This window comes from Streptomyces sp. 35G-GA-8, assembly GCF_023534745.1.
Taxonomy (GTDB): domain Bacteria; phylum Actinomycetota; class Actinomycetes; order Streptomycetales; family Streptomycetaceae; genus Streptomyces.
The window spans coordinates 40733-63880 of sequence record NZ_JAMHJQ010000023.1; the positions used below are offsets into that span (position 1 = coordinate 40733).

16 protein-coding genes, 2 pseudogenes and 2 CRISPR repeat arrays are annotated in these 23148 nt (G+C 67.4%); of the genes and pseudogenes, 11 read left to right on the forward strand and 7 right to left on the reverse strand.

From position 1 onward, the window contains the following. Positions 1-7: 7 nt before the first annotated feature. The 6 genes from M1203_RS35625 to M1203_RS35650 form a co-directional block, all read right to left on the reverse strand. Positions 8-223, reverse strand: a complete 216-nt coding sequence (locus tag M1203_RS35625) for a hypothetical protein (protein WP_249954002.1) — start codon at positions 221-223, stop codon at positions 8-10. A 73-nt stretch (positions 224-296) separates the two neighbouring features. Continuing rightward, positions 297-503, reverse strand: coding sequence for a hypothetical protein (locus M1203_RS35630; RefSeq protein WP_249954003.1), 207 nt, complete (start codon positions 501-503; stop codon positions 297-299). A gap of 158 nt (positions 504-661) precedes the next feature. Further along, complete coding sequence (locus tag M1203_RS35635) at positions 662-919, reverse strand: hypothetical protein (RefSeq protein ID WP_249954004.1); 258 nt, start codon at positions 917-919, stop codon at positions 662-664. 234 nt (positions 920-1153) lie between these two features. Next, positions 1154-1930, reverse strand: coding sequence for a hypothetical protein (locus tag M1203_RS35640; RefSeq protein WP_249954005.1), 777 nt, complete (start codon positions 1928-1930; stop codon positions 1154-1156). A 226-nt stretch (positions 1931-2156) separates the two neighbouring features. Further along, entirely contained in the window at positions 2157-3197 is a 1041-nt protein-coding gene (locus M1203_RS35645; RefSeq protein ID WP_249954006.1) for a hypothetical protein, read from the reverse strand. Between the two features lie 508 nt (positions 3198-3705). Further along, positions 3706-5232, reverse strand: coding sequence for a right-handed parallel beta-helix repeat-containing protein (locus M1203_RS35650; protein ID WP_249954007.1), 1527 nt, complete (start codon positions 5230-5232; stop codon positions 3706-3708). 921 nt (positions 5233-6153) lie between these two features. On the opposite strand from M1203_RS35650, the pseudogene M1203_RS35655 reads away from it, so the two are divergent. Continuing rightward, a pseudogene (locus M1203_RS35655) lies at positions 6154-6325 on the forward strand (IS5/IS1182 family transposase); the annotation flags it as partial. A 22-nt stretch (positions 6326-6347) separates the two neighbouring features. Here the strand turns inward: M1203_RS35655 and M1203_RS35660 are convergent. Then, positions 6348-7174: pseudogene (locus M1203_RS35660) on the reverse strand (IS5 family transposase). Between the two features lie 191 nt (positions 7175-7365). Continuing rightward, positions 7366-10325: direct repeats of the CRISPR family, unit length 29 nt; unit sequence CGGTTCACCTCCGCTCGCGCAGAGAGCAC. A gap of 181 nt (positions 10326-10506) precedes the next feature. Here M1203_RS35660 and cas3 point away from each other — a divergent pair. The 10 genes from cas3 to istB all read left to right on the forward strand — a co-directional run bounded on the left by cas3 (position 10507) and on the right by istB (position 23101). After that, entirely contained in the window at positions 10507-13356 is a 2850-nt protein-coding gene (gene cas3 / locus M1203_RS35665; RefSeq protein ID WP_249954008.1) for a CRISPR-associated helicase Cas3', read from the forward strand. 207 nt (positions 13357-13563) lie between these two features. Then, on the forward strand, positions 13564-15159 hold the full coding sequence (gene casA / locus M1203_RS35670) for a type I-E CRISPR-associated protein Cse1/CasA (protein ID WP_249954009.1): 1596 nt from the start codon (positions 13564-13566) through the stop codon (positions 15157-15159). Then, positions 15156-15896 (forward strand): type I-E CRISPR-associated protein Cse2/CasB, encoded by a 741-nt coding sequence (casB, locus tag M1203_RS35675; protein ID WP_249954010.1) that lies wholly within the window; start codon positions 15156-15158, stop codon positions 15894-15896. The genes casA and casB overlap by 4 nt, the downstream gene beginning before the upstream one ends. 66 nt (positions 15897-15962) lie before the next feature. Next, positions 15963-17147 (forward strand): type I-E CRISPR-associated protein Cas7/Cse4/CasC, encoded by a 1185-nt coding sequence (cas7e, locus tag M1203_RS35680; protein ID WP_249954011.1) that lies wholly within the window; start codon positions 15963-15965, stop codon positions 17145-17147. After that, positions 17144-18010: a type I-E CRISPR-associated protein Cas5/CasD gene (gene cas5e, locus M1203_RS35685; protein WP_249954012.1), complete on the forward strand. Its 867-nt coding sequence runs from the start codon at positions 17144-17146 to the stop codon at positions 18008-18010. Before cas7e ends, cas5e begins: the two co-directional genes overlap by 4 nt. Next, positions 18007-18681 carry a type I-E CRISPR-associated protein Cas6/Cse3/CasE gene (gene cas6e, locus M1203_RS35690; RefSeq protein ID WP_249954013.1) on the forward strand — a complete coding sequence of 225 codons (675 nt, stop codon included), beginning with the start codon at positions 18007-18009 and terminating at the stop codon, positions 18679-18681. The genes cas5e and cas6e overlap by 4 nt, the downstream gene beginning before the upstream one ends. After that, on the forward strand, positions 18678-19652 hold the full coding sequence (cas1e, locus tag M1203_RS35695) for a type I-E CRISPR-associated endonuclease Cas1e (protein WP_249954014.1): 975 nt from the start codon (positions 18678-18680) through the stop codon (positions 19650-19652). Before cas6e ends, cas1e begins: the two co-directional genes overlap by 4 nt. 26 nt (positions 19653-19678) lie before the next feature. Continuing rightward, positions 19679-19990, forward strand: a complete 312-nt coding sequence (gene cas2e, locus M1203_RS35700; protein WP_249954015.1) for a type I-E CRISPR-associated endoribonuclease Cas2e — start codon at positions 19679-19681, stop codon at positions 19988-19990. Positions 19991-20008: 18 nt separating this feature from the next. Beyond that, positions 20009-20524: a CRISPR direct-repeat array (repeat unit 28 nt; unit sequence GTCCTCTCCGTGCAGGCGGAGGTGAGTC). 139 nt (positions 20525-20663) lie between these two features. Further along, on the forward strand, positions 20664-22310 hold the full coding sequence (gene istA, locus M1203_RS35705; protein WP_374404777.1) for an IS21 family transposase: 1647 nt from the start codon (positions 20664-20666) through the stop codon (positions 22308-22310). Then, the gene (istB, locus tag M1203_RS35710) at positions 22307-23101 is read left to right on the forward strand and encodes an IS21-like element helper ATPase IstB (protein WP_249954016.1); all 795 of its coding nucleotides are present in this window, start codon (positions 22307-22309) and stop codon (positions 23099-23101) included. The genes istA and istB overlap by 4 nt, the downstream gene beginning before the upstream one ends. Positions 23102-23148: the final 47 nt, after the last annotated feature.

Sequence of the window (23148 nt, forward strand, 5' to 3'; positions counted from 1 at the left end):
GGCCATGTCAGTCCTCCGGTCGGTCGTGCCGCGCGACGGCGGCGTTGGCGTTCATGACCGCCTCGTCGATGTGCGTGATCGCGCGGCTCAGCTCGGGCGAGGACCGGCACAGCTCTGCGAGCAGCTGGGCCAGGACGAGGCCGCCGGTGCGGATCTGCTCGTATCGCTCGGCCTGGCCGGGCTGCGGGGGGGTAGGTGAAGCGGTTCTCAAGGTCGAGGTCACACGACATGCGGTCCTCCGGAAATGACGAGAGCCCCGGCCGAAGCGACGCGGGGCTGGTTGTGCGGTGGATCGATTAGGCGTCGGACTCGGTGATCTCGTACTTCCAGGCCACTACAGCGCCGACGTTCGGTTGGGCCTCGAAGTACGCCTTCATCGCGTTGACGATGTCCTCCGTTGACGGCAGGGAATACGGCCTTGAGATGCGCATCTCGACGAACGCCACCTGTTCCGGGTCATCGGTGTGCTCTGCCCTGACGAGGTAATGCGGGTACTCCTGCATGGTGACCTCCGCGGGTCAGCTAGTGATGAACGGCAAATCGTATCGGCCATGTGCTCGAATCCCTGGTCGTTCAAGGGGTCTTCTCCCAGGGCTTCGGCAAAGTCGCGTGATGCCCATTTTGTGATCACGAGGCCAACCAGCGGAGTGCCCAGGAACGGCTAGTCTTCGGTTGGTGCCGCGCGATCGAGCCAGACTGCGCCGAGGTCTGTCAGATGCCACCGGGGGCCGGTTCCCTGTGGCTCGGTGTCGTCTTCCTGAATCAGGTGCTGATCTGCGAGGCGACGCAGGTCGGCGAGGATGCCGGTCTGGATGCGGGCGCCACGTCTTCCAAGTTCCAGGTCGATTGACCGCGTATCCCAGCGGCCGGCCCCATCGCGGACGACTTCCAGGATTGAACGGGTCGGGATACCGTTCACCCCTGTCACCCTAGGCTGCTGGGCTTGGATGCAGGGAGGTAACTTCGGAACCTCGGACAGTCGCTCCAGCAGGCTGGGGAGTTCCTGCGGTGTGAGCTCGCAATGCTCGTGGAGTGGGCCAAGCTGGCACACCGTCACGAGCCAAACGACCTACGCCGAGCTCCATTTCGGCGCGTACCGCGCGCATGGCGACACCCCGCCGAATGTCCACGGCATGATTTCCCGTCAGGTGGTTCACGGGAAAAGACCGACGAGCCGGGTCAACTCCGCACGAAAGCGCTTCAACTCTGCGGATGTGTTCTTGGATCCTTCAACGAGCTCCCGCGCTTTGCGCTCCTGCTCCCTAAGGCAGGCCAAGGTGGCGACGGAGTACTCTCCGCCGTTCTTCATCGCTTGCTCTGCAGACTGGAGCACAGCCTCGCTGCTGGAGGGGTCCATGTAGGTCATCTCCGGGATCTCGATGCGGGTCTTGTCATCGAGGTGGAGGGTGATAGTGAACGTGTAGACCTGGGGCAGACTACCGCTGGAGACCGATTCCGGTCCGACCGTGAAGGCCACCCGTTCCTGCTCGTGGGGCGGAAGGGTGTATTTCATCTTGCGAACCTGCTTGAAGGGCGCCTTCGCCTCCCTAGGCACTTTGACGTCGTACCGAGCTTTCACCTCGGTGCCCCCTGCCCCGTAAGGACACCCCACCTCGGTGACCGAACTGAAGCGGAACTCCGCTTGAGACACCAGGGCGGGGTTGTCGCCGCTGTTTCTGAGAATCACTGTGACCAGCGACGCCTTCCAGTCCTTCATCACCCCCGAGTCGATGCTATCTCCAGTGACATCCTCGCCAACTGTCCAGTCCGCCTGAATCTCCTCCTCCCTCTCAAGATCGAAATCCACCAGCTCCCCCCCCGGCACGGGATCGGGCTTGGGCTTTGGCTGAGAGTCCGGACGCAGCAGGAACACCAGCCCCAGGATTCCAGCGAAAATGCCCACCGCGCCGCCGACAACCGCGATTACCACTTGAGAACGCTGTAAGAAGGGACGTTCGCCTCCGGGTAAGCCGTCTGCTCCAGCAGGCGAGCCGGGACCCCGTGAACTGTTCTGATTGCCCGTCATAACAACTCCATCCCCAGGAGCGCCTGCCACCGAACCCGCCTACCCCGAGAGCGCGACATCCCGTGCATTCTCCAGAGGTCCGCTGAGTTCCTTCACCAGGATGGCGCGGGGCGGTGGTGAGTGGATCGGGTCAGAAGCGCCGGATCAGGCGCAAGGTCGTGGCGTAGGTGCCGGAGCCGTCCAGGGTGGACGGGCCGCCGAGGTCGCCGAACGTCGGGCCCTGCGGGGTCCTTCGCGGGTTGATGAACCGTGGATGCCCGCCGCTGTCGATGCCGAGGTAGATCCCGTTGTGGTCGACCTGGCCGGGTACGGGGTCGGAGGTGTCGGCGTCGAAGTGCGGGACGTCACCGATCTGCATGCCCGTCAGCGGCGGGGCGGCGTCTGCGGCCTGGGCGACGATGATGCCTGGCCCCGAAGGGCCGATGTCCTTCGTCATCCGGGGCAGCACCGTGCCGTCGATGTCGTCCACGCGCACCATGGGGATGCCCATGTGGTGGCCGTAGACCATCCGCACATACCCGGAGCAGTCCATACAGCCGGCCTCGCCAGCCCCTGCGGACTGCGTCTCACCGTTGGGGAATGCCCAGGCGAGGCCCATGTAGTCGTGGAAGTCGGCGCCCTCGACCGGCACGCCCGCGCTGTCGGGCGGGCCGTACCGGGACTGCCCGGCGATCTGCGCGCCATCCAGCGCGGGGCTGGTGACGGCCGGGGCTCCGGTGGCATACATCATCGCGTAGGCGAGGACGTCGGGGCGGGTGTCGACAGCCCAGGCCCGGACCTGGGTGGCGAGGGACGGCGTCCACTCCCCGGTGAACGGCCGGTGCAGGGTGCGTACCCAGGTGGTGTGCGTGACCGTTGGCGGGGTCGGCCAGACCCCCGAGTACAGCTGGAAATCGTGCACGCGGACGGTGAAGGGCGTCGCGGTCGACCCGGACGCGGCCAGGGCCAGGACGCCGATCCGTCCCGCGCCCAGCGTGGCGTCTACCACCTCGTGTACCCAGGTCGTCGGCTCGCTGGTGCCGTTCTTCCAGGCCCGGCAGCGCAGTGTCGTGCCCTTTCGCTGGGCGCGGATGTGCCACACGTCTCCGACGGCGTAGCCGCTGCCCACGGTGGTGAGGGCACCGATGGCCGTGTTGGTCTCGGAAGCCTCCCGCTCCAGGGCGAGTTGCACGGTCCCTGAGGGGAGCACGGACAGCCGCGCCCGGTACTGGCTTGTCGTCGCGGTGTAGGCGAAGCTGAGGCCGATGCTGGGACGCGTTGCCGGTGGGCATGACGTCCAGTGCCCAGGACAGCCGGGCGTCCAGGTCGGTGAGGGTGTCGACGAGGCTGGCGTGGCGGGGGGGCTCCGGCGGCCGTTATGGGGATGATGCTGTGCCGCCGGACACGGAGTAGTCGCCGTCGCCCCCGGTGGACCAGTTCCCGCCTCCGCCCGAGGTACCCCATCCGCTGATCGTCGTCCGGTCGAACCCGTCAGTGAAGGGCCGCTTGTTCTCAGCGAATGTCCTGCTCGCCCCGCGTACCGTCACGTTGCGGGCTCCGACGGTGAGGGTGGCGAGGACGCCAGCCGCATCGGAGACGCGCAGCAGGTGGAGCGGGCCGGGGAGAGGTTTGGGTGGTGAGCGGTCGGGGCGCCTGCTGGTAGGGCAGACGGTCGTTCAACACGGTGAGCACAGCCACGGTCACACCCCCTGTACATCGACCTGGACCGTGACCGCGGCCGGGCTGCCGGTGACGGAGCGGACGGCGACGGAGAGAGTGTCCCCGGCGTTGAAGGTCGCGTTCTGCACTGACGGTCCGGACAGCCACGTTGCTGGTGTCGACAGGGGCAGATCTGTGGCAAGGAGATCCGCCACGTTCTTCTGCGCGTTGATCGACGCTCCGCTGCCGCCGACCCGGTAGCCGCGCACGGCCGTGACTGTGCATGCCTTGGGCGCCCGCCAGATCACGTAAGTGGCGGCGCCGGCCGGGGCCGTGATGACCAGCCCTTTGGACGATGTCGCCACGGGGGGCGTCCGAACCGGGGCGTCGGTCGGCCCGGTCGCCTCGGTGACACCTGCACCGATCACCAGAGTTCCGGTGCTCGTGGAGTACAGGCCCTGCGTCGCGGCGTGCAGGTAGGCGTCATCGACCTGCACCAGGGTCGCGGCGCCGGTGACGGCCAGCTCGTACTGGGGGCTGGAGGTCTGACTGCCGTTGTCGTCAGTGCCTGGGTAGCACGTCATGTTCGATACCAGGACAGGCGTCGTCGCGGCGGCGATGCCGAGGCCGCCGTTGCGGCCGTCCCGGCGGGTGTGCAGTCCGCTGATCTGGATGGGAGGGGTGCCGGCCGCGTCCACGCATACGCCGTGCCAGCCGTTGCGGTCGGTCGAGCGGCCGGACAGGAGGATGCCGCCCGCGCCCGTACCGTCCGCCCAGTCCCCGGTGATGTGGATGCCGTGGTTCCCGTTCCACTCGGCGCGGCACATGCTGGCCAGGCTGTTGGCGGCGTTGACGATGCTGAAGCCGCTCGCCCAGTTGCCGATGGCCCGGCAGTCGCCCATGGTCAGGTCGGTCATCACTTGGACGCTGAGCCCGTGGCCGCAGTTGTTGTCGAGCATCACCCGGTGCAGCCGCCACGAGTAGGGGTTGATTCCCTCGTTCTCGCCGCAGTAGATCCCGTTCCCCGTGCACTGCCGCACTGTGAAGTCCCTCAGCCCGACGTTCTGGATGTTGCCCTTGGCGCTCAGCCCGTCGACCGGGGGCAAGGCTGGCAGGTCCTGCCCGTCGATCATCACGTTCAGGATGCGGTGCTCGGCGGAGATGGTGGAATAGCCACCGGCCGCGGCGTCCAGCAGCAGGATCAACGCCGCGCCCGCGAAGGACGGCAGCGGCTTGATGTAGCACGGCGGGTCGGTCAGGCCGGGCACCGTCATCAAGTTGGTGTGGGTGCCCATGAGCGTGACGGCGGGCGGGATCGTCAGCGGTGCGCTGGTGCGGTAGGCGCCTGCGGGGAGGTAGACGATGCCGCCCATCGGAGCCGTGGCGAGCGCGGCTTGGATCGCGGCGGTGTCGTCGGTGCCGCCGTCGCCCTGGGCGCCGAAGTCGTGGACGTTGAGCCAGTCCCGTACCGAGCCTGCCGTCGACTCTCCGCTAGCTAGCCGTGACGCCGCCGAAGACGGGGCCGAAATGCGCGTCCGGGACGGCCGCGAGGAGCGCCCTACTGCCACCAACGGCGACCTCCCACTGGCCAAGTCAACCCATACGACGCCCCACTCCCCCACCAGCACCACCCGCCACCTGCCCACATCCCACTCGGCGCGTTCAAAATCTGGAGGGAGTGTGCACCGAGACGGGGAGCACTCGTGGTCAAGGGGTCGCCGGAAACAGTCAAGGGGTCGGGCGGGAGCACGACCCCTTGATGAACCTTGGACAAGGGGTCGAAAAGCCGAGCACTTGACCAGCAAAGCAGCGCCGAACGGCAGAGATCTTCACCGGGAGCGACACCATCGGGCGACACACGTTCAACCGTAGATTGACGTCACTCCCAGCTTCCGGCGGCTTGGGAGCGAGTGGGAGCGGCCCGTGCCCCCACTCGCTCCCGAAGCGCTCCCGTGAAACGTCTCAGGGGCCATCCGAAGATGGCCCCTGAGCTGCGAAAATATCCGACATCACTGTCGGGACGACAGGATTTGAACCTGCGACCCCTTGACCCCCAGCAATGCGCTCCGCACCGCGTTGAAGACCTGAACAGCCACACCCCGCTGTAATGCGCCGAACAACGCAGTCAATGCATGTACCGCACGCTACACAGCCGTCAGAGTCACCATGGCGCAGGCCGAGGACGCACGCCTCCATCGAGTGACCCGAAGCGCGGTCCAGCGATCTTGAGCGCACTCTGTAAACCCTCGGTGAGTCGATGACCTGAGCGGATGAAGTAGCGGCACCCACAGGACCGAGCCCAGGCCGCTTTCTCCACCTTGGAGCACTACGCGTACTGTCACCCAGCCCGTCCGAGCGGCCGAAGCCGATGTTGAAACAGTCACGCTGTCCCGAACCGGCGGCCTCCGTCTCGATCTCGGCCCACACAAGGCTGAGCCGCGGGTCGGTGACCAGCGCCCGGCGCCACATACTGCAGACGAATCTCCGACACAGGACACCATGAACACCGTCGCCTGTGGTCTGCTGACGGCACCTGGGAACGTCTTCTCCAGCAAGCCCAGGCCGCGGCCGACTCGGCAGGTGAGATCGACTGACATCTCGGTGAACTCTACGATCGTCCGCGCGCACCGGCATTCGACCGGTGCCCGAACCGGTCCACCGCCGGCATTTGTTTAAGGAACTCCTAACAAAGTGACAGGTCTTTCAGTCGTCGCCAGCAGATGATGCCGCAGGCCAGGCTGAGGAAGGCTTCGTGGATGTCGTCGCGGATCCCCAGCGAATGCGTAACCGGCGGAACCAGTGCAGCAGTACGAAGCTCTGCTCAACCACCCATCGGTGCACGCCCAGCCCCGATCCGTTTTGGATGCTACGCCGTGCGATGACCGGGGTGATTCCGGCGGCCCGGACCTGCTTGCGGTACTTGTCGTGGTCGTATCCGCGGGTCGGCGTAAAGGGTGTCCGGCCGTCGGCGGGGCCGTCCGCGTCAGCCCCGCACCGGCGGGACGGCCTCGACCAAGGGCATGAGCCGGGTGACGTCATTGTGGTTTCCGCCGGTCAGTGACACCGCCGGCGGAATGCCGTGCGCTTCGGTGATCAGATGGTGCTTCGAGCCTGTTCGGGCACGGTCGACCGGGCTCGGTCCGGCTTTGGGCCGCCCTTCACGGCCCGCACATGGGAGCCGTCGATCACCGCCCTGGACCAGTCCAGCGCGCCGACGGCGTGCAACTCGGCCAGCAGCGACTCGTGCAGACGCTGCCAGACTCCCGCGTCGTTCCAGTCGCGCAGGCGACGCCAGCAGGTCATCCCCGAACCGAAGCCCAGCCCCTGCAGCAGGAACTCCCACGGAATGCCGGTGCAGAGCACGAACAGAATGCCGGACAGGACCTTCCGGTCATCCAGACGCCTGCGGCCCGGATGATCCGGTCGGCGCGGCACGACCGGCAGCAACGGTTCAATCCGTATCCACAGCTCATCCGGCACGATCCACGGCGGCTGCTGCCCCCTCCTCATGCACCAGTCAACAACCTCACAACACCCCACATTCCAGGGCCACTTTGTTAGGAGTTCTAAGAACGAAGGGAGATCAAGAGGGCGGTCCAACAACGCGACACACGTTCGGTGATCTCGGCCAGCTCGAAGGCGCGATGACTGCGGCCGGAGTCCTCGAACCCACAACACCCACCCCCGACGCCGCCCGCTCCCAGCTCACCTCCGCTCGCGCGGAGAGCACCCCGCCTTGGTGTCGTGCAAAATGAAACCGTCCGGTTCACCCCCGCTCGCGCAAAGAGCACGAAGGCGTAGGTCACCGGGCGCCCTCGGCCATCGGTTCACCTCCGCTCGCGCAGAGAGCACGTCCATCAGCTGCATGGCCCGCTCAATCTCCCCGGTTCACCTCCGCTCGCGCAGAGAGCACGCCTGAGTTGCCGCGCCGGCCGGGGGCGAGTTCGGTTCACCTCCGCTCGCGCAGAGAGCACTCTTCATTCCGCCACCTGACGTGCACTACTGCCGGTTCACCTCCGCTCGCGCAGAGAGCACGGAGACTTCGGCTTCGCCGGAGAGCGACACTGCGGTTCACCTCCGCTCGCGCAGAGAGCACCGCGGCAGGCTGGCCGCCGTCACCGCCGGGGGCGGTTCACCTCCGCTCGAGCAGAGAGCACACGCTGGCGGGCAACGGCTTGTCGACTACCGTCGGTTCACCTCCGCTCGCGCAGAGAGCACGTCCCCGGCACCGGTCTGCCGGGCCTGCCCGACGGTTCACCTCCGCTCGCGCAGAGAGCACGCTGTGAGCCGACCCGGAGACGTGACGAATGACGGTTCACCTCCGCTCGCGCAGAGAGCACAGACGCCATGAACCCCAGCGAGCGGGATTCTCCGGTTCACCTCCGCTCGCGCAGAGAGCACGTTGCTGCTCGCCCTGGTGACCGCCGTGGAAGCGGTTCACCTCCGCTCGCGCAGAGAGCACTCGACCTGGACCTGCGCCCGGCGGTGCCGCACCGGTTCACCTCCGCTCGCGCAGAGAGCACCCGGCCAGGACCGTCCAGCGCATTCCCTGGCACGGTTAACCTCCGCTCGCGCAGAGAGCACTGCGCAGCGGCCTTCCGGATATCGCCGATGTACGGTTCACCTCCGCTCGCGCAGAGAGCACGACCTGGGCCTCGACGCGCGGCACCCGATGAGCGGTTCACCTCCGCTCGCGCAGAGAGCACGGACGGTGCGTGCCTGGCGAAGTCAACGGTCTCGGTTCACCTCCGCTCGCGCAGAGAGCACCCCGGCCTCGGCCTCAGGGTTCTCCTTGTTGACGGTTCACCTCCGCTCGCGCAGAGAGCACATCTGGTCCTGGTCCAACAACCGACTGAAAGACGGTTCACCTCCGCTCGCGCAGAGAGCACTTGTAGCGCAGCAGCAGCCACCCCAGATCCAGCGGTTCACCTCCGCTCGCGCAGAGAGCACACCTGCGCAGCGAGCTACCCCGCCCAGGCCACCGGTTCACCTCCGCTCGCGCAGAGAGCACGCCGCCAAGCGCCTGAAGGTGCCCGTATCGGCCGGTTCACCTCCGCTCGCGCAGAGAGCACCCCAACTACGCCACCACCGGCGCGTTCGTGAACGGTTCACCTCCGCTCGCGCAGAGAGCACCGGCAGATCACCGACGCCGCCGTGGCCCGCCGCGGTTCACCTCCGCTCGCGCAGAGAGCACGTCGTCACTGCCACCCAGAGCCACACCATCGCCGGTTCACCTCCGCTCGCGCAGAGAGCACGTCGACATAGTCCATCTCGATCGACCCGGTGACGGTTCACCTCCGCTCGCGCAGAGAGCACGACTCCCACGACGCCGCCCGCCTCATCGACGCCGGTTCACCTCCGCTCGCGCAGAGAGCACACGAACGGCCGGGTCACTGCGCCAGCCGCCGCCGGTTCACCTCCGCTCGCGCAGAGAGCACGTTGATCGGCATGTCGCTCCTGTTCGTTCAGGCGGTTCACCTCCGCTCGCGCAGAGAGCACGTGATTCCGCGCCGACAATGTAGCGGGGCTCAAGGTTCACCTCCGCTCGCGCAGAGAGCACATCCGAAGAGCCTCCGCGGCCGCCTCCTCCGCCGGTTCACCTCCGCTCGCGCAGAGAGCACCCGCCGCCCGACCGGCAATGACGAACGGCACGCGGTTCACCTCCGCTCGCGCAGAGAGCACGCACCCTGACCGGCGGTGACGTCGTGGACTTCCGGTTCACCTCCGCTCGCGCAGAGAGCACCATCCGGGTGAGCTGCTTACGCACGGTCGTACCGGTTCACCTCCGCTCGCGCAGAGAGCACACCGCAGGAGGCTTCTACGGCCTCCTCCTCGCCGGTTCACCTCCGCTCGCGCAGAGAGCACACCACCAAGGCCGGGGAGATCATCGACAACGGCGGTTCACCTCCGCTCGCGCAGAGAGCACCGGGCGCGGGCGATCAAGATGTATCCCTCGGACGGTTCACCTCCGCTCGCGCAGAGAGCACCCCCGCGAGTGTCGTACTCATCGTGTCGTGCCCGGTTCACCTCCGCTCGCGCAGAGAGCACAGCTCGCGCTCAGCGCGGTGAACCGCCGCCGTCGGTTCACCTCCGCTCGCGCAGAGAGCACCAGACCGCGTCCGCCATCGGTGCCACGGTGGCGGACGGTTCACCTCCGCTCGCGCAGAGAGCACACCGAGGACTGCGAGTCCATCCAGGCCAGGGTCGGTTCACCTCCGCTCGCGCAGAGAGCACACAAGGACAATCTTGGCATTCGGCGCACGGTCCGGTTCACCTCCGCTCGCGCAGAGAGCACACGTTCGCGCGGTTCCTGCTGCCGCAGATCTTCGGTTCACCTCCGCTCGCGCAGAGAGCACCCCTAAGCGGGACGCTGCTTCCTGCTGGTCTTCGGTTCACCTCCGCTCGCGCAGAGAGCACCCCAGTCGGGAGCCTCCACGCGCACGCTGCGCTGGTTCACCTCCGCTCGCGCAGAGAGCACACCATGCGCGCCCACAAAAGCCGCCGCGACGACGGTTCACCTCCGCTCGCGCAGAGAGCACTGCCCACCTGGCTCGATGAGCAGATCGAGCACCGGTTCACCTCCGCTCGCGCAGAGAGCACTACTACCTGTCGCCGAACGTCACCGCGCAGGACGGTTCACCTCCGCTCGCGCAGAGAGCACCCTTCGCGACCTGCAGCGTTTCTAGCCCTTTGCAACTCCTTTGCCGCAATGCTGGTCAGCGTTCGAGGAGTACGGCGCGGGGGCCGACAGGCACAAGAGCATGGGACCCGAGTCTAGGCGAGAAGGGATGTCGGCGGCAGTTTGCAGGCGGTTGTCAGTGGCTGCTGCTATCTCTGGACGCATGATGCGAGATGCCGTGGGAGCGGACAACTGGTCTGTGGATGGGCGGTTTTGGGGGAAGGAGAGAGGTCTCAAGCGCCCGTATCCGGTGGTCTGTCACCTGTTGGACACGGCGGCTGTGTGCCTTGTGCTGTGGGACGGGCTTCTGGGTTCTGGTTTCCGGGGACGCCTCGCCGCTGCGCTCGGGCTCTCTGAGGAGGAGGCCCGGACGGTCGTGGCTTTCTGGGCCGGGCTGCATGATCTGGGGAAAATCTCCCCGCCCTTCCAGGCGCAGGTTCCCTCGGCGTTCGCGTCAGTGAGGGATGTGCCATCGTATGTCTTCGCTCCAGGAGCGGACAAGGAGCGCGCCTTCCGGCATGAAATGGCGACCCATTGGGCGCTGTCGGTACTGCTGGACGAGGCCGGCTATCCGGGAGCCACTCGCCTGCGGCGGGCGGTAAGCCATCAGGTGGCTCAGTTGCTCGGCGGTCATCACGGCTGTTTCGGCAGGGTCTTGAAAGCGCGGGAGCTGGCTGCGGGCAGTGCTTACCAGCACGGTCTCGGTGAGGAGGGCTGGGCCGGGCAGCGGCGAGCTCATTTCGAGGAGTTGCGGCGGGTGATCGGTGCGCAGGCTGTGCCGGCAGGCGGGTTGCCGGCAGAGTTGGCTGTGGTGGTGACGGGGCTGGTGGTGGTGTCCGACTGGCTGGCCAGTCAGGTGGAGGCCGTCGCGTCGTTGCTGCCTCCAGTAGGGTGGAGGGCCGCACCTGAGGCGCTGGATGCCCATTGGGAGCGCTCGCGGGCCGCGGCGCCGGATCTGGTCCATCGCGCGCGGCTGGGGCGGGCCCGTTTCGCGGCTCAGGAGTTCGGTGACATGTTCCCGTTCTCGCCTAATCCGCTGCAGCGAGATCTAGTGGAGCGCCTGCCAGGGCTGGTGGCAGAACGCGGTTCGGGGCTGCTGCTGGTGACGGCGCCGACAGGGGACGGCAAGACTGAGGCGGCGCTGTTCGCGGCGTCGGTGCTGGGGCGCTCTGCCGAAGCCAGGGGCCTGTACTTCGCGTTGCCGACCATGGCCACGGCTGATGGCATGTTCCCCCGTGTGGAGAGGTTCGCGCGGGAGGCGTTGGAGGGGGAGCGCGCGTTGGCCCTTCTGCACTCCATGGCCTGGCTCAGCCCGGTTTATGCCGGCCCGGCCCAGGAGGCGGCGGGTGCGGTGAGCGCGGAGGGGGCCACGGCGACGGAGGCTGGTGCCTGGCTGCGGGGACCGAAACGGGGGCTGCTCGCTCCTTTGGCGGCGGGCACCATTGACCAGGCGCTGGCGGCTGTGTTGCCGTTGCGCTACAACGCGCTGCGATTGTTCGGGTTGTCGGACAAGGTGTTCGTGGTGGATGAGGCGCACGCGTACGGCCCGTGGATGCACAGTCTGCTGACGCGGTTACTGGAGTGGCTGGGGGTGTTTGGTGCCCCCGTGGTGCTGTTGTCAGCAACGCTGACGGGGCGTAGTGCGGGTTCTTTGGTGGATGCCTACCGGCGGGGGGCTGGGTTCGGGGAGGCATCGCGGATCGAGCCTGTTTATCCGGGGTGGCTATTCACTGACGCGGGCAGCGGCCGGGTCTCGTCTCCCCGGGAGACGGGCAGTGGGCGAGAACGGGACCTGGACGTCTCCCTGCGTCGGGTGGGGTGGGACAGTAGCGAGGCTCCTGAGATTGCGGTGAGAGCGGGCGGGCGGCGCGAGGTGCTGCGGGAGACGCTGGCCGTGGTGGCGGGCGAAGGCGGGACCGCGCTGGTGTGCTGTACGACGGTGACCGAGGCGCAGTTGACGTTTCGTGACCTGTGTGTGGCGTTTCCTGAGCTGGCCGGGCGGACCGGAGGGCTGCGGCTGTTGCACTCAAGGTACCCGGCGGGTGTGCGCCAGAAGATTACCGCCGAGTGTGAAGCGGCTTATGGAAAGCCGCTCTCGGCGGGGGACACGGCGCGGCCGCGTCCAGCGTCGATTCTGGTGGCCACACAGGTGGTTGAGCAGTCCCTGGACTTCGACTTCGACTTGATCGTGAGTAATTTGGCCCCTCTGGCGCAGTTGCTGCAGCGGGCAGGCCGTGGGCGGCGTCATGAACGAGGCCGGAGCGGGCGCCCTGGATGGGCCTGGCCGGAGGACCGGCCCCGGATGGTGGTGCTGGAGCCAGTGGACGAGAACGGGGACTTCGAGGTTCCTCGTGGGTGGGGAACGGTTTACGACCGCGGGCTGCTGCGACGGACGGCGTTTTTGCTGCACGAGGAGGCTGGCCGGGGCATCAAGGTCCCGGGGGATGTACAGCGTCTGGTGGATGACGTGTACGCACCGGACTTTGTCGATCGGCTGGACACGGCGGCGAAGCAGGAACTCGTGCGGATGGACGCGGAGCGCGAGGCGCAGGAGATGGCTGAGACCCATATGGCGTCGGTAGTGAGCATTTGCTCCCCGGCGGATGTCGCGGGCGACCTGTCCCGGCTCAGCGACCTGCAGCCGGGCGTCACCGAGGAGTTGCTGACTACCCGTCTGGGGGCCGACACCGGGCGGGTGCTGTGCCTGTATGAGCAGCCCGGCGGGCGGCTGACGCTCGATGAGGACGGCGGGATGCCGTTGGCCGGGCCGGGGCGGAGTTCCGGGCTGTCGGTGCGCGAGGTGTCGGTGGTGATGTCGCGGGTGGCACCGGTGCCCGGTGCGTGGCTTCGGGGCGGTGAAGGGCATCCCCTGCCAGAGGGGTGGGAGGAGCAGTCGGCGCTGGGGGACCTGGTGCTGCTGCGCATGGCCCGTGAACTGCGTAGTGAGCGGTGGGTCTGCCGTCACGGGAACCGAACCATCTCCATCTCCCCGGTCGGCCTCGAAGCGATGTGAAGCACTTCAGCTGAAACAGCTTCACGAACTCCTCCCTTCCTCTAACTTGAGAGTCCGGTTGGCCACGGTATTCCGTGTTCATCCGGTGCGTCCGCTTGCGCGGACAAAAGAGTCCCAGAGTGATGTTCTCCCGAACGCCTCCTGGTTCACCTCCGCTCGCGCGGAGAGCGCTGACCTTCCCCATTGTGGCCCGTCGACAGGAGCCTGATGCCCGGCCGTTCGCACAACCTGATCGAAGAGCCGTTATTTCCTGTCCGATGGCGGAGCGGTGCCCGGCTGCCGGGGACGGCTCAGTTACTCCCGGACCGGGTCGGCTTACGCCAGCTGCTCCTGCGCAGTCATGACATCGCTGGTCTGGCAATCGCGGAGCCGCCCGCCCATTCCGCTGTGCTGCGGATCCTGTACGCGCTGACTGCCCGGGTGACGGGACTCGATGAGCGCGGGCCCGGTGACTGGAGCGAGCGCCGGGAAGAGGTGGTGGAGGAAACCCAGTTCGATGAGAGTGGCATCGATGCCTATTTCGACCGGTGGGCCGAGCGGTTCTTCCTGTTCGACGAAGATGGTGGCCGGCCCTGGATGCAGGATGCCCGTCTGGTGCAGCAGTGTGACACCGGCAACACCGCCGGGGTGAACAAGCTGATCGTGACCCGCCCCGCAGGGCAGAATCATTCCTGGTTGTTCCATGCCAGTGACCGGAGTCCTGACCGGCCGACGGTGTCGGAGGCGGTGCTGCATCTTCTGGTGTGGCACTACTACGGTCCGGCGGGGCGCTGTTCGTCCCGCGAGGTGGGCGGTGTCAAGAGTGCGAGCGTGAAGGCGGGGCCGCTGCGTGCCGCTCTTTCCTATCACCCTGAAGGGGACAGCCTTTTCCAGACACTCCTCGCCGGCCTCCCGCAGCCGGACGACATTGTGCGGCGCGGAAGCGACCTGTGCCCGTGGGAATGGGATGAACTGCCCGATCCCGATGCGGCACCACCCAAGCCAAGTGGCCCCTGTTCGCGGCTGACTGCCTGCTCGCAGCACGCGCTGCTGCTGGTGCCCGACGAGGACAACCCCGCCTTGGTCCGGGATGCGTTCATCACCTGGGCCTACCGCAATGGACTCATCCCCCGCGACGACCCCTACCTGATCTGGCAGATCAGCCAGCAGGGCAATCCGTACGCGCGCCCCGCCAACTCGAACCGGGCGCTGTGGCGGGACGTCGACGCGGTGCTCGGTGACGCGGGTGGCAGTACCCAGGCCCGCAGGCCGGCGGTATTCCGCACGGCCTACGAGGTGTCGGAGACGCTGCGGGTGCGGGCACTGGGTTTCGAGCAGGATCGCGCACAGGCCAAGGACACCCAGTTCGTCGACGCCTCAACTCCGCCCGTACTGGGACGCGTCGAAGAGGACCTGCCGCGGACGGCAGCCGCGGTCAAACGCTTGCGCCAGCTCGGTGAGCTTTACGGGCAGCGCCTGGACCGCGCCGTGAGACGGGCGTGGGCCCTGCACGTCGCTGACGCCAAGGCCGACGGCAGCACGTGGGCCGGCTCGGCCGGTGCCCGTTACTGGCCCCTGGCCGAGGCCGAGTTCTGGGACCGCTTCCGGCGCCTGGACCGCGCACCCGACGCCCTAGACGTCGGACTGGAAGTGAACGACGCCCGCCAGGCGTTTCTTCGGTCGGCGGAGCAAACGTACGAGGCCGTCACCACGTCCGTTACCCACACCAAGCGGGGCGCCAGGGCCGTCAGCACCGCACGGATCGAGCTGTACGGCGGGCGGCGCCAGAAGCCCTCGGCCAAGTCGAAGGAGACAACGGCATGACGGAGAACACCGCCCGCCCCGCACCCGCGGACAGCTCTGCGGCCAAGCCCGCGCACTTCCGCGCCTTCACTCGATGGGTGACAGGAGTGTGCTCCGACCCCGGTGCCCGGGCAGCCCTGCGCACAGGAGTACGCCGCGACCTCGATCACGTCCGGCCCATGCACCGTCTCGTGGCCCCTTGGCTGCCGACGGGCCGGCATCTCCCCGAATCCGAGGAGCGGGCCTACTACCTCATCGCCGCGATGATCGCCGACCAGCCCCGGCACTCTTTCGCCGCCGGCCCGGATGACGATGGCCTCGACGAGGACGGTGAGCTGGTAATGACGAACGGTCAGCACCCCCTGCCCGAGGACACGCCGAACGCCCAGGCCCTCCAGCAGGACCGCAGACAGGGCACCAGCCTCGGAGCCGCGTTCGCCCAGGCCGTTGTCAAGTCGCCCGGCCGCGAAGGGGAGATGCGTGAATCTTCGGCCGAGACGCGCCTGAACCTCCTCACCCGACAGAGCGTCAACGGGCTGTTCCGGCACCTGCCCGGATCAGTGCGCTACCTGCGCCAAACAGACACCGACATCGACTTCGCGCAGCTCCTCAACGACCTCATCGCCTGGCCGGCGCGCTCCGGACGCATCTCGCGCCGCTGGCTGCAGGACTACTACCAGCAGCTCAGCAGATCCCAACGCGAGCAGACAGACAAACAGGACGCCGAAGAACTCCTGGGTACCGCCCCCAGCGCTTAGCCCGCAGGAACGGCCCCTGTCCCCGCCACCCACCACTCCCGCAGCTCCACACCGAAGGAACCCTTCATGACCTCCGCACCCGCCCGCTTCATCGACGTCCACATCCTGCACTGTGTCCCGTACGCCAACCTCAACCGGGACGACACAAACTCCGTCAAAACCGTGCAGTACGGCAACGTGATGCGCACCCGCGTCAGTAGCCAGTGCTGGAAGCGGGCCACCCGCGAGGAGTTCCAGCAGCGCATCGGCCAAGCCGCCCTGCGTACCCGCCGTATCGGCGAACGCGTCGCCAGGGCGCTGGAGGGCCGCGGCTGGCCCGCGGGCCTCGCCCTGCGCGCCGGCGGACACATCGCTGCGGGCAGCAGCATCAAATTCGAGCTCGCGAAAGACAAGAAAGACACCAAGCAGATCGTCCCGAACCAGGTCCTGACCAACGCCATGGTCTACGTCCCCGAACCGGCCGTCACCGAACTCGCCGACCTCGCCGAGGAACACCGCGAGGTCCTGGAAGCGGCCAAGGACATCAAAAAGCCCTCCGACAAGAGCGCACTGCCCCAGGACCGGATCGAGGCGATCCTGCGCACCCGCAACGGTGTGATCAATCTCTTCGGCCGGATGCTGGCCGAGGTCGACAACGCCGGCGTCGACGGCGCCGTCCAGGTCGCCCACGCGCTCACCACACACGCCACCGATGTCGAACTCGACTACTTCAGCGCGGTGGACGACATCACCGCCGCCTGGCAGGACTCCACCGGCAGCGGCCACATGGGACACACGGAATACAGCTCCGGCACCTTCTACCGCTACGCCACCGTCGACCTGCGCGACCTCGCACTCAACATCGGCGACGACCCCAAAGCCGCTCACGAACTGACCAGTGCCTTCCTCGCCGCATTCATCGAATCCCTCCCCCAGGCCAAGAAGAACTCCACCGCACCCCACACCCCGCCGAGCCTCGTCCACCTCGCCGTGCGAACCGACCGCCCACTCTCTTACGCCGGAGCGTTCGAACAGCCCGTCCGCGCCGGCACCGAAGGCGGCTTCACCTCTCCCTCCGCCAACCACCTCGCCCGCTACGCCCGCGCCGTCAACACCATGCTCGGCACCAACCGCATCCTCACCGCCGGCTGGACCAGCCTGGACACCAACGACCTCCAGGACCTCGGCACCCGCCACCGCGCACTCGACGACCTCATCACCACCACCGTGAACAGCGCACTAGCCCGCACCACAGCAAAGGCCCACGCGTGAACAGCCACACCGCCCCAGCACCCCGCCCCGGACTGCTGCTGCGCCTGAGCGGACCGCTGCAGTCCTGGGGCGAACGAAGCCACTTCAACGACCGCGACACCGCCCCCTTCCCCACCCGCTCCGGCGTCATCGGACTGCTCAGCTCCGCACTCGGACGGCACCGGAACACATCACCGGCCGACCTCACCCACCTGTCCATCACCGTGCGCACCGACCGACCCGGCGTACTCCTGCGCGACCTGCACACCGTGGGCGGCGGCCTGCCCCCCAAAGCGACCGTCTCCACCGCCGAAGGCAAAAAGCGCAGCGCAGACACCAGCACCGTCATCACCCACCGCACCTACCTGGCCGACGCCGCCTTCACCATCGCCATCACCACAGCCGCCGGGCCGAACCAGACGGGCGAGGGCGCGGACACAGCACTGCTGGACCTATGTGCCCGTGCCCTCAACACCCCGCAATGGCCCCTGTACCTCGGGCGGCGATCATGCCCGCCCGAAGGCCCCCTCCTCCTCGGCCGCAGCAACGACGCCCTGCACCACCTGATCCACCTGCCCCTGGCCGCAACGGGACCCCACCCGCGGGGCGTCGAGTTCCTCTCCGATCGTCCACTGGACCAACTCCCTGTCCCTCAGGAGCTGATCACCCCCGACTCCCCGGACGGCGCCCACCCCACGAGCCAGGCCAACGACGAACCCGTCACCTTCGACCCGCGCCGCCGCACCTACCGCGCCCGCCCCCTGTACCGGCGCACCCTCCACCTGCCCCACGCCCAGTACACCGGCCTGGGCACCTCACAGCTGGCCTCGCTCCAGACCTATGTGACCGCCCACCTGCACCACCCGGAAGAAAGCGTCCAATGACCGTATGGCTCACCCGCATCATCCCCGACATGCGCCACCCCCAGGCCCGCCGCGATACCACCGGCGACGCACTCGGCCAGGGCCTGCACCGACGCCTCATGACACTGTTCCCCACCAACGCCGGCCCTGACCCCCGAGCCCGATTCGGGGTTCTCTTCCGCGCCGAGGACACCCCCACCGGACTCCACATTCTCCTGCAGAGCCTCTACGAACCCGATCTCACCGCCCTGCCCGACGGCTACGGCACCTCCCGCACCCGCCCCCTCGACACCCTCCTGAACGCCCTGCGTCCCGGCCTGACCATCCGCCACCGCTGCATCGCCAACGCCGTCCGCAAACCCGGAGCCACCACCCGCGACCTGTACAACCTCCCCGCCGTCGTCCCCCTGCACGGCCCCGCCGCAAACAGCTGGTGGGAACGCCAGGCCGAAGCCGCCGGACTCAAACCCCTCAGCACCGACTCCCACCCCCTCGACGCCGCCGGCGGACGACACGGCCCCCGCAACAACCCCTCCCGCAAGAAAGTCCGACACGCCCGCACCCGCTTCGACGGCACCGCCGCCATCATCGACGCCGACCTCCTGCGCGCAAAAATCACCGAAGGCATCGGCCGCGGCAAAGCCTACGGCTGCGGCCTGCTCACCATCGCCCCCGCCAGGACCCCGCAATGAACTCACCCACCACCCCCAGCAACGCAAGACGCCGTCTCGCCGCCCCCACCGTCGCCATGCTCCCCCGCATCGCCGACTCCCTGTCGTTCCTCTACCTCGACATCGTCCGCATCCACCAGGACGACACCGGTGTATGCGCCGAGATCACCAGCGAAAAACGCGGCACCGAAACCGTCTACTTACCCACCGCCGCTCTCAGCTGCGTCCTCCTGGGCCCCGGCACCTCCATCACCGCCCGCGCCCTCGCCACCTTCGCCCGCCACGGCACCACCATCCTGACCACCGGCTCCGGCGGCGTGCGCTGCTACTCCGCCACCCTCCCCGACTCACTGACCACCACCTGGCTCGAAAAACAGACCCGCGCTTGGGCGGACGACACCCAACGCCTCACCGTGGCCACCGCCATGTACAAAAAACGCTTCGGAACCCTCCCCGGCCCCGCCCCCACCCTCGACCATCTCCGCGGGTTCGAAGGACAACGCGTCAAGGCCCACTACCAACTCCTGGCGAAGCAATACAAAATCGGCCGCTTCAGGCGCACTTACGACCCCGCCACCTGGGACGAACAAGACCCCGTCAACCTCGCCCTCTCCTCGGCCAACACCTGCCTCTACGGCATCGTCCACGCCGCAATCCTGGCCCTCGGCTGCTCCCCCGCCCTCGGCTACGTCCACAACGGCAACCAACAGGCATTCGTCTACGACATCGCCGACCTCTACAAAGCCGACCTGACCATTCCCCTCGCCTTCTCACTGCACAACTCCACCAGCCCGGAAGCCGAAGCCCGCCGCTCATTCCGCGACGGACTACGCCTGTTCAAACTTCTCCCCCGCATCGTCGGCGACATCCAGCAACTCCTCGCCCCCGAAACCGACCCCGACATCCCCGACCCCGAAGAACAACTCGTCGACCTCTGGGACCCCGTCACCGGCGCCATCCCCGGAGGCACCAACCACGCAGCCACCACATGAGCACCACCACCTGAGGACACCCGACCATGGCCTCGATGATCGTCCTGTCCGCAACCGCCGTCCCCGACCACCTGCACGGCGCCCTCAGCCGCTGGCTCCTCGAAGTAACACCCGAGCTCTACATCGGCACCGTCTCCGCCCGCGTACGCGACGAACTATGGAACAGCGTCGCCGCCTGCACAGGCAACGGCATGGCCGTACTGGCCTACCCCGCCAACAACGAACAAGGCTTCACCCTGCGCACCGCCGGCACCCGCCGTCGCGAACCACTCGACTTCGACGGCCTCACCCTCATCACCTTCAAGAAAACAAGTCAAGAAATGGCAAACCCCATATAGAACCCCAGATCAGGAAGGGTCCTCTCCGTGCAGGCGGAGGTGAGTCGCTCCGAACCGTCATGCCTTCGGGCGCCGAGCCGTCCTCTCCGTGCAGGCGGAGGTGAGTCGCCCGATATGGGAATGACGAAATTCAACCTGCGGTCCTCTCCGTGCAGGCGGAGGTGAGTCGCCGAAGGACTGCCTCGCGCGGAACCCGTCGACGTCCTCTCCGTGCAGGCGGAGGTGAGTCGATGATGTCGTCGAGGTGTCTTCGGAGCATGACGTCCTCTCCGTGCAGGCGGAGGTGAGTCGATGATGTCGTCGAGGTGTCTTCGGAGCATGACGTCCTCTCCGTGCAGGCGGAGGTGAGTCGCTCAGCGCGCCGCGCGTCCGGCCCTGCGCCTTGTCCTCTCCGTGCAGGCGGAGGTGAGTCTCAGCAGCATCCGCAGACGTCGGAGTCTGCGGAGTCCTCTCCGTGCAGGCGGAGGTGAGTCGTCGTGGTCGTCACGGCCGCACATGGCCGCCGCGTCCTCTCCGTGCAGGCGGAGGTGGCTTTATTCACCAGTAGTGCCGTCGGTTGTTCACGGGTTTGGGAGGCACCCAGATCCACGGTCGGGTGATGTTCACGAGTTTTAACAGCACTGGGGTACTCGCCAGGGCAGCATCGGGGTGCTCCTGGTGAAAGGTCCTGGTCATGCCGCAGATGTCCAAGGTCGAGCTGTACGCGGCGATCCGGCGTGATCACCGTGCCGGCATGAAGATGCGCCAGATTGAGCGCAAGTACAACGTGTCGTGGCGGAGGGTCAAGAAGGCCGTGGACTCGGTCTGGCCGGAGCCCCGGAAGAAGCTGCCGCCGCGGCGGACTGCGCTGGATCCGTACAAGCCGGTGATCGACGAGATGCTGCGGACGGACCTCGACGCGCCGCGCAAGCAGCGGCATACGATCACGAGGATCTTCCACCGGCTCGTCGAGGAGCACGGCGCCGATGTGTCCTACCAGATGGTCCGGCGCTACGTCTCCGACCGGAAGCCGGAGATCCTCGCAGCCTCGGGCAAGGCCCCGATGGAAGCGTTCGTGCCGCAGACCCACCTGCCCGGCCACGAGGCAGAAGTCGACTTCGGTGACGTGACCGTGCGTCTGGCTGGCGAGTTGGTGACCTGCTATTTGTTCTCGCTCCGCCTGTCCTACTCAGGCAAAGCCGTCCACCGGGTCTTCGCCTCTTGCGGCCAGGAAGCTTTCTTCGAAGGGCACGTGCACGCGCTTCGAACGCTGGGCGGCGTCCCTCGAAGCAAGATCCGCTACGACAACCTGAAGTCGGCCGTCGCCCAGGTGCTGGGACTCAACCGGGCCCGGGTGGAGACCGACCGGTGGATCGCCTTTCGCTCGCACTTCAACATCGAGAGCTTCTACTGCCGGCCCGGAATCGAAGGTGCCCACGAGAAGGGCGGGGTCGAAGGGATGATCGGCTACTTCCGCCGCAACCACTTCACGCCGGTCCCGGAAGTCGATTCCCTCGCCGAGCTGAACGAGCTGGTCGACCAGTGGGACCTGCACGACGGGCACCGGAGGATCGGTTCGCGACCGCGGACCGTCGACGAGTACTTCGCCATCGAGCAGCCGCTGCTGATGCCGCTGCCAGAGGAGCCGTTCGAGACCGGCCGGCTGTTCACGCCGCGCGTCGACCGCTACAGCCAGATCGCCGTCCGCACCAACCGCTATTCGGTCCCGACCCGCCTGATCGGCAAGCGGGTGCGGGTCGTTCTGCACGCCTCCCACCTGGTGGTTTACGACAGGAACGTCGAGGCGGCCCGGCACGAGAGGCTGATCGCGAAGGGCGGCTGCCGCCTGGACCTGGACCACTACCTCGAAGCCCTCATCCGCAAGCCGGGCGCTTTCCCCGGTGCCACGGCCCTGGAACAGGCGCGTTCAGCGGGCAAGTTCACCCCGGTCCACGACGCCTGGTGGGCCCAGGCCCGCAAGGTCCACGGCGAGCGGGACGGCACCCGGGCGCTGATCGAAGTCCTGCTGCTGAACCGGCATCTCGCCCACGAGCATGTGGTCGCGGGGCTGGCCACCGCGCTGCGGGCCGGCGCCCTGACCGCCGATGCCGTTGCGCTGGAGGCCCGCAAGGCCGCCCAGGCGGAGGACGAGCCAACCGTTGGCGCATCCGTCCCGGGGCTGCCCGGCGAGACGCCGGCGAGCGTCACGTCGCTGCACGAGTGGCGCCTCGCGCATCTCCCGCCGGACACCAGGCCGCTGCCGTCGGTGACCCCCTACGACCAACTGCTCCGACGCCGCCGCATCAGCGGCAGCGACCACCATGAGGGAGAAGCCCAGTGACCCTGCCCCGCCAGCGAGGCTTGACCGAGCAGGCCGCCGACGCCGCGATCGACACCGCCTGCCGCCTGCTGCGGCTGCCTTCGATCCGCAACGAGTTCAACGAGATCGCCGACCGGGCGCTCAAGGACCAGATGACCTACCGCGGTTTCCTCGCCGAGCTGCTGATGACCGAGTGCGACGACCGAGCCCGACGCCGTTCGGAACGACGGATCAAGGCCGCGGGCTTCCCGCGGGAGAAGTCCTTGCGAGCCTTCGACTTCGACGCCAACCCGAACATCGACGCGGCCACCGTCCACACCCTTGCCAGCTGCGAATGGATCAAGAAGAGTCAGCCGCTCTGCCTGATCGGCGACTCCGGCACCGGCAAGTCCCACATGCTCATCGCCCTGGGCGCCGAGGCCGCGATGAAGGGCTACCGCGTTCGCTACACGCTGGCCACGAAGCTGGTGAACGAGCTGGTCGAGGCCGCCGACGAGAAGCAGCTGAACAAGACCATCGCCCGCTACGGCCGCGTCGATCTCCTCTGCATTGATGAGCTCGGCTACATGGAACTCGACCGGCACGGCGCCGAACTCCTCTTCCAGGTGCTGACCGAACGCGAGGAGAAGAACAGCGTCGCCATCGCGTCCAACGAGTCCTTCGGCGGCTGGACCAAGACGTTCACTGATCCTCGCCTCTGCGCGGCCATCGTCGATCGCCTGACCTTCAACGGCACGATCACCGAGACCGGCACCGATTCCTACCGCCTCGCCAGCACGCGCGCACGCACTGAACATGCCGAGGCTGGCTGATCTCGTTCCGGACTGGCTGCCTGTCCCGAAGTCCCGGATGAGAATCG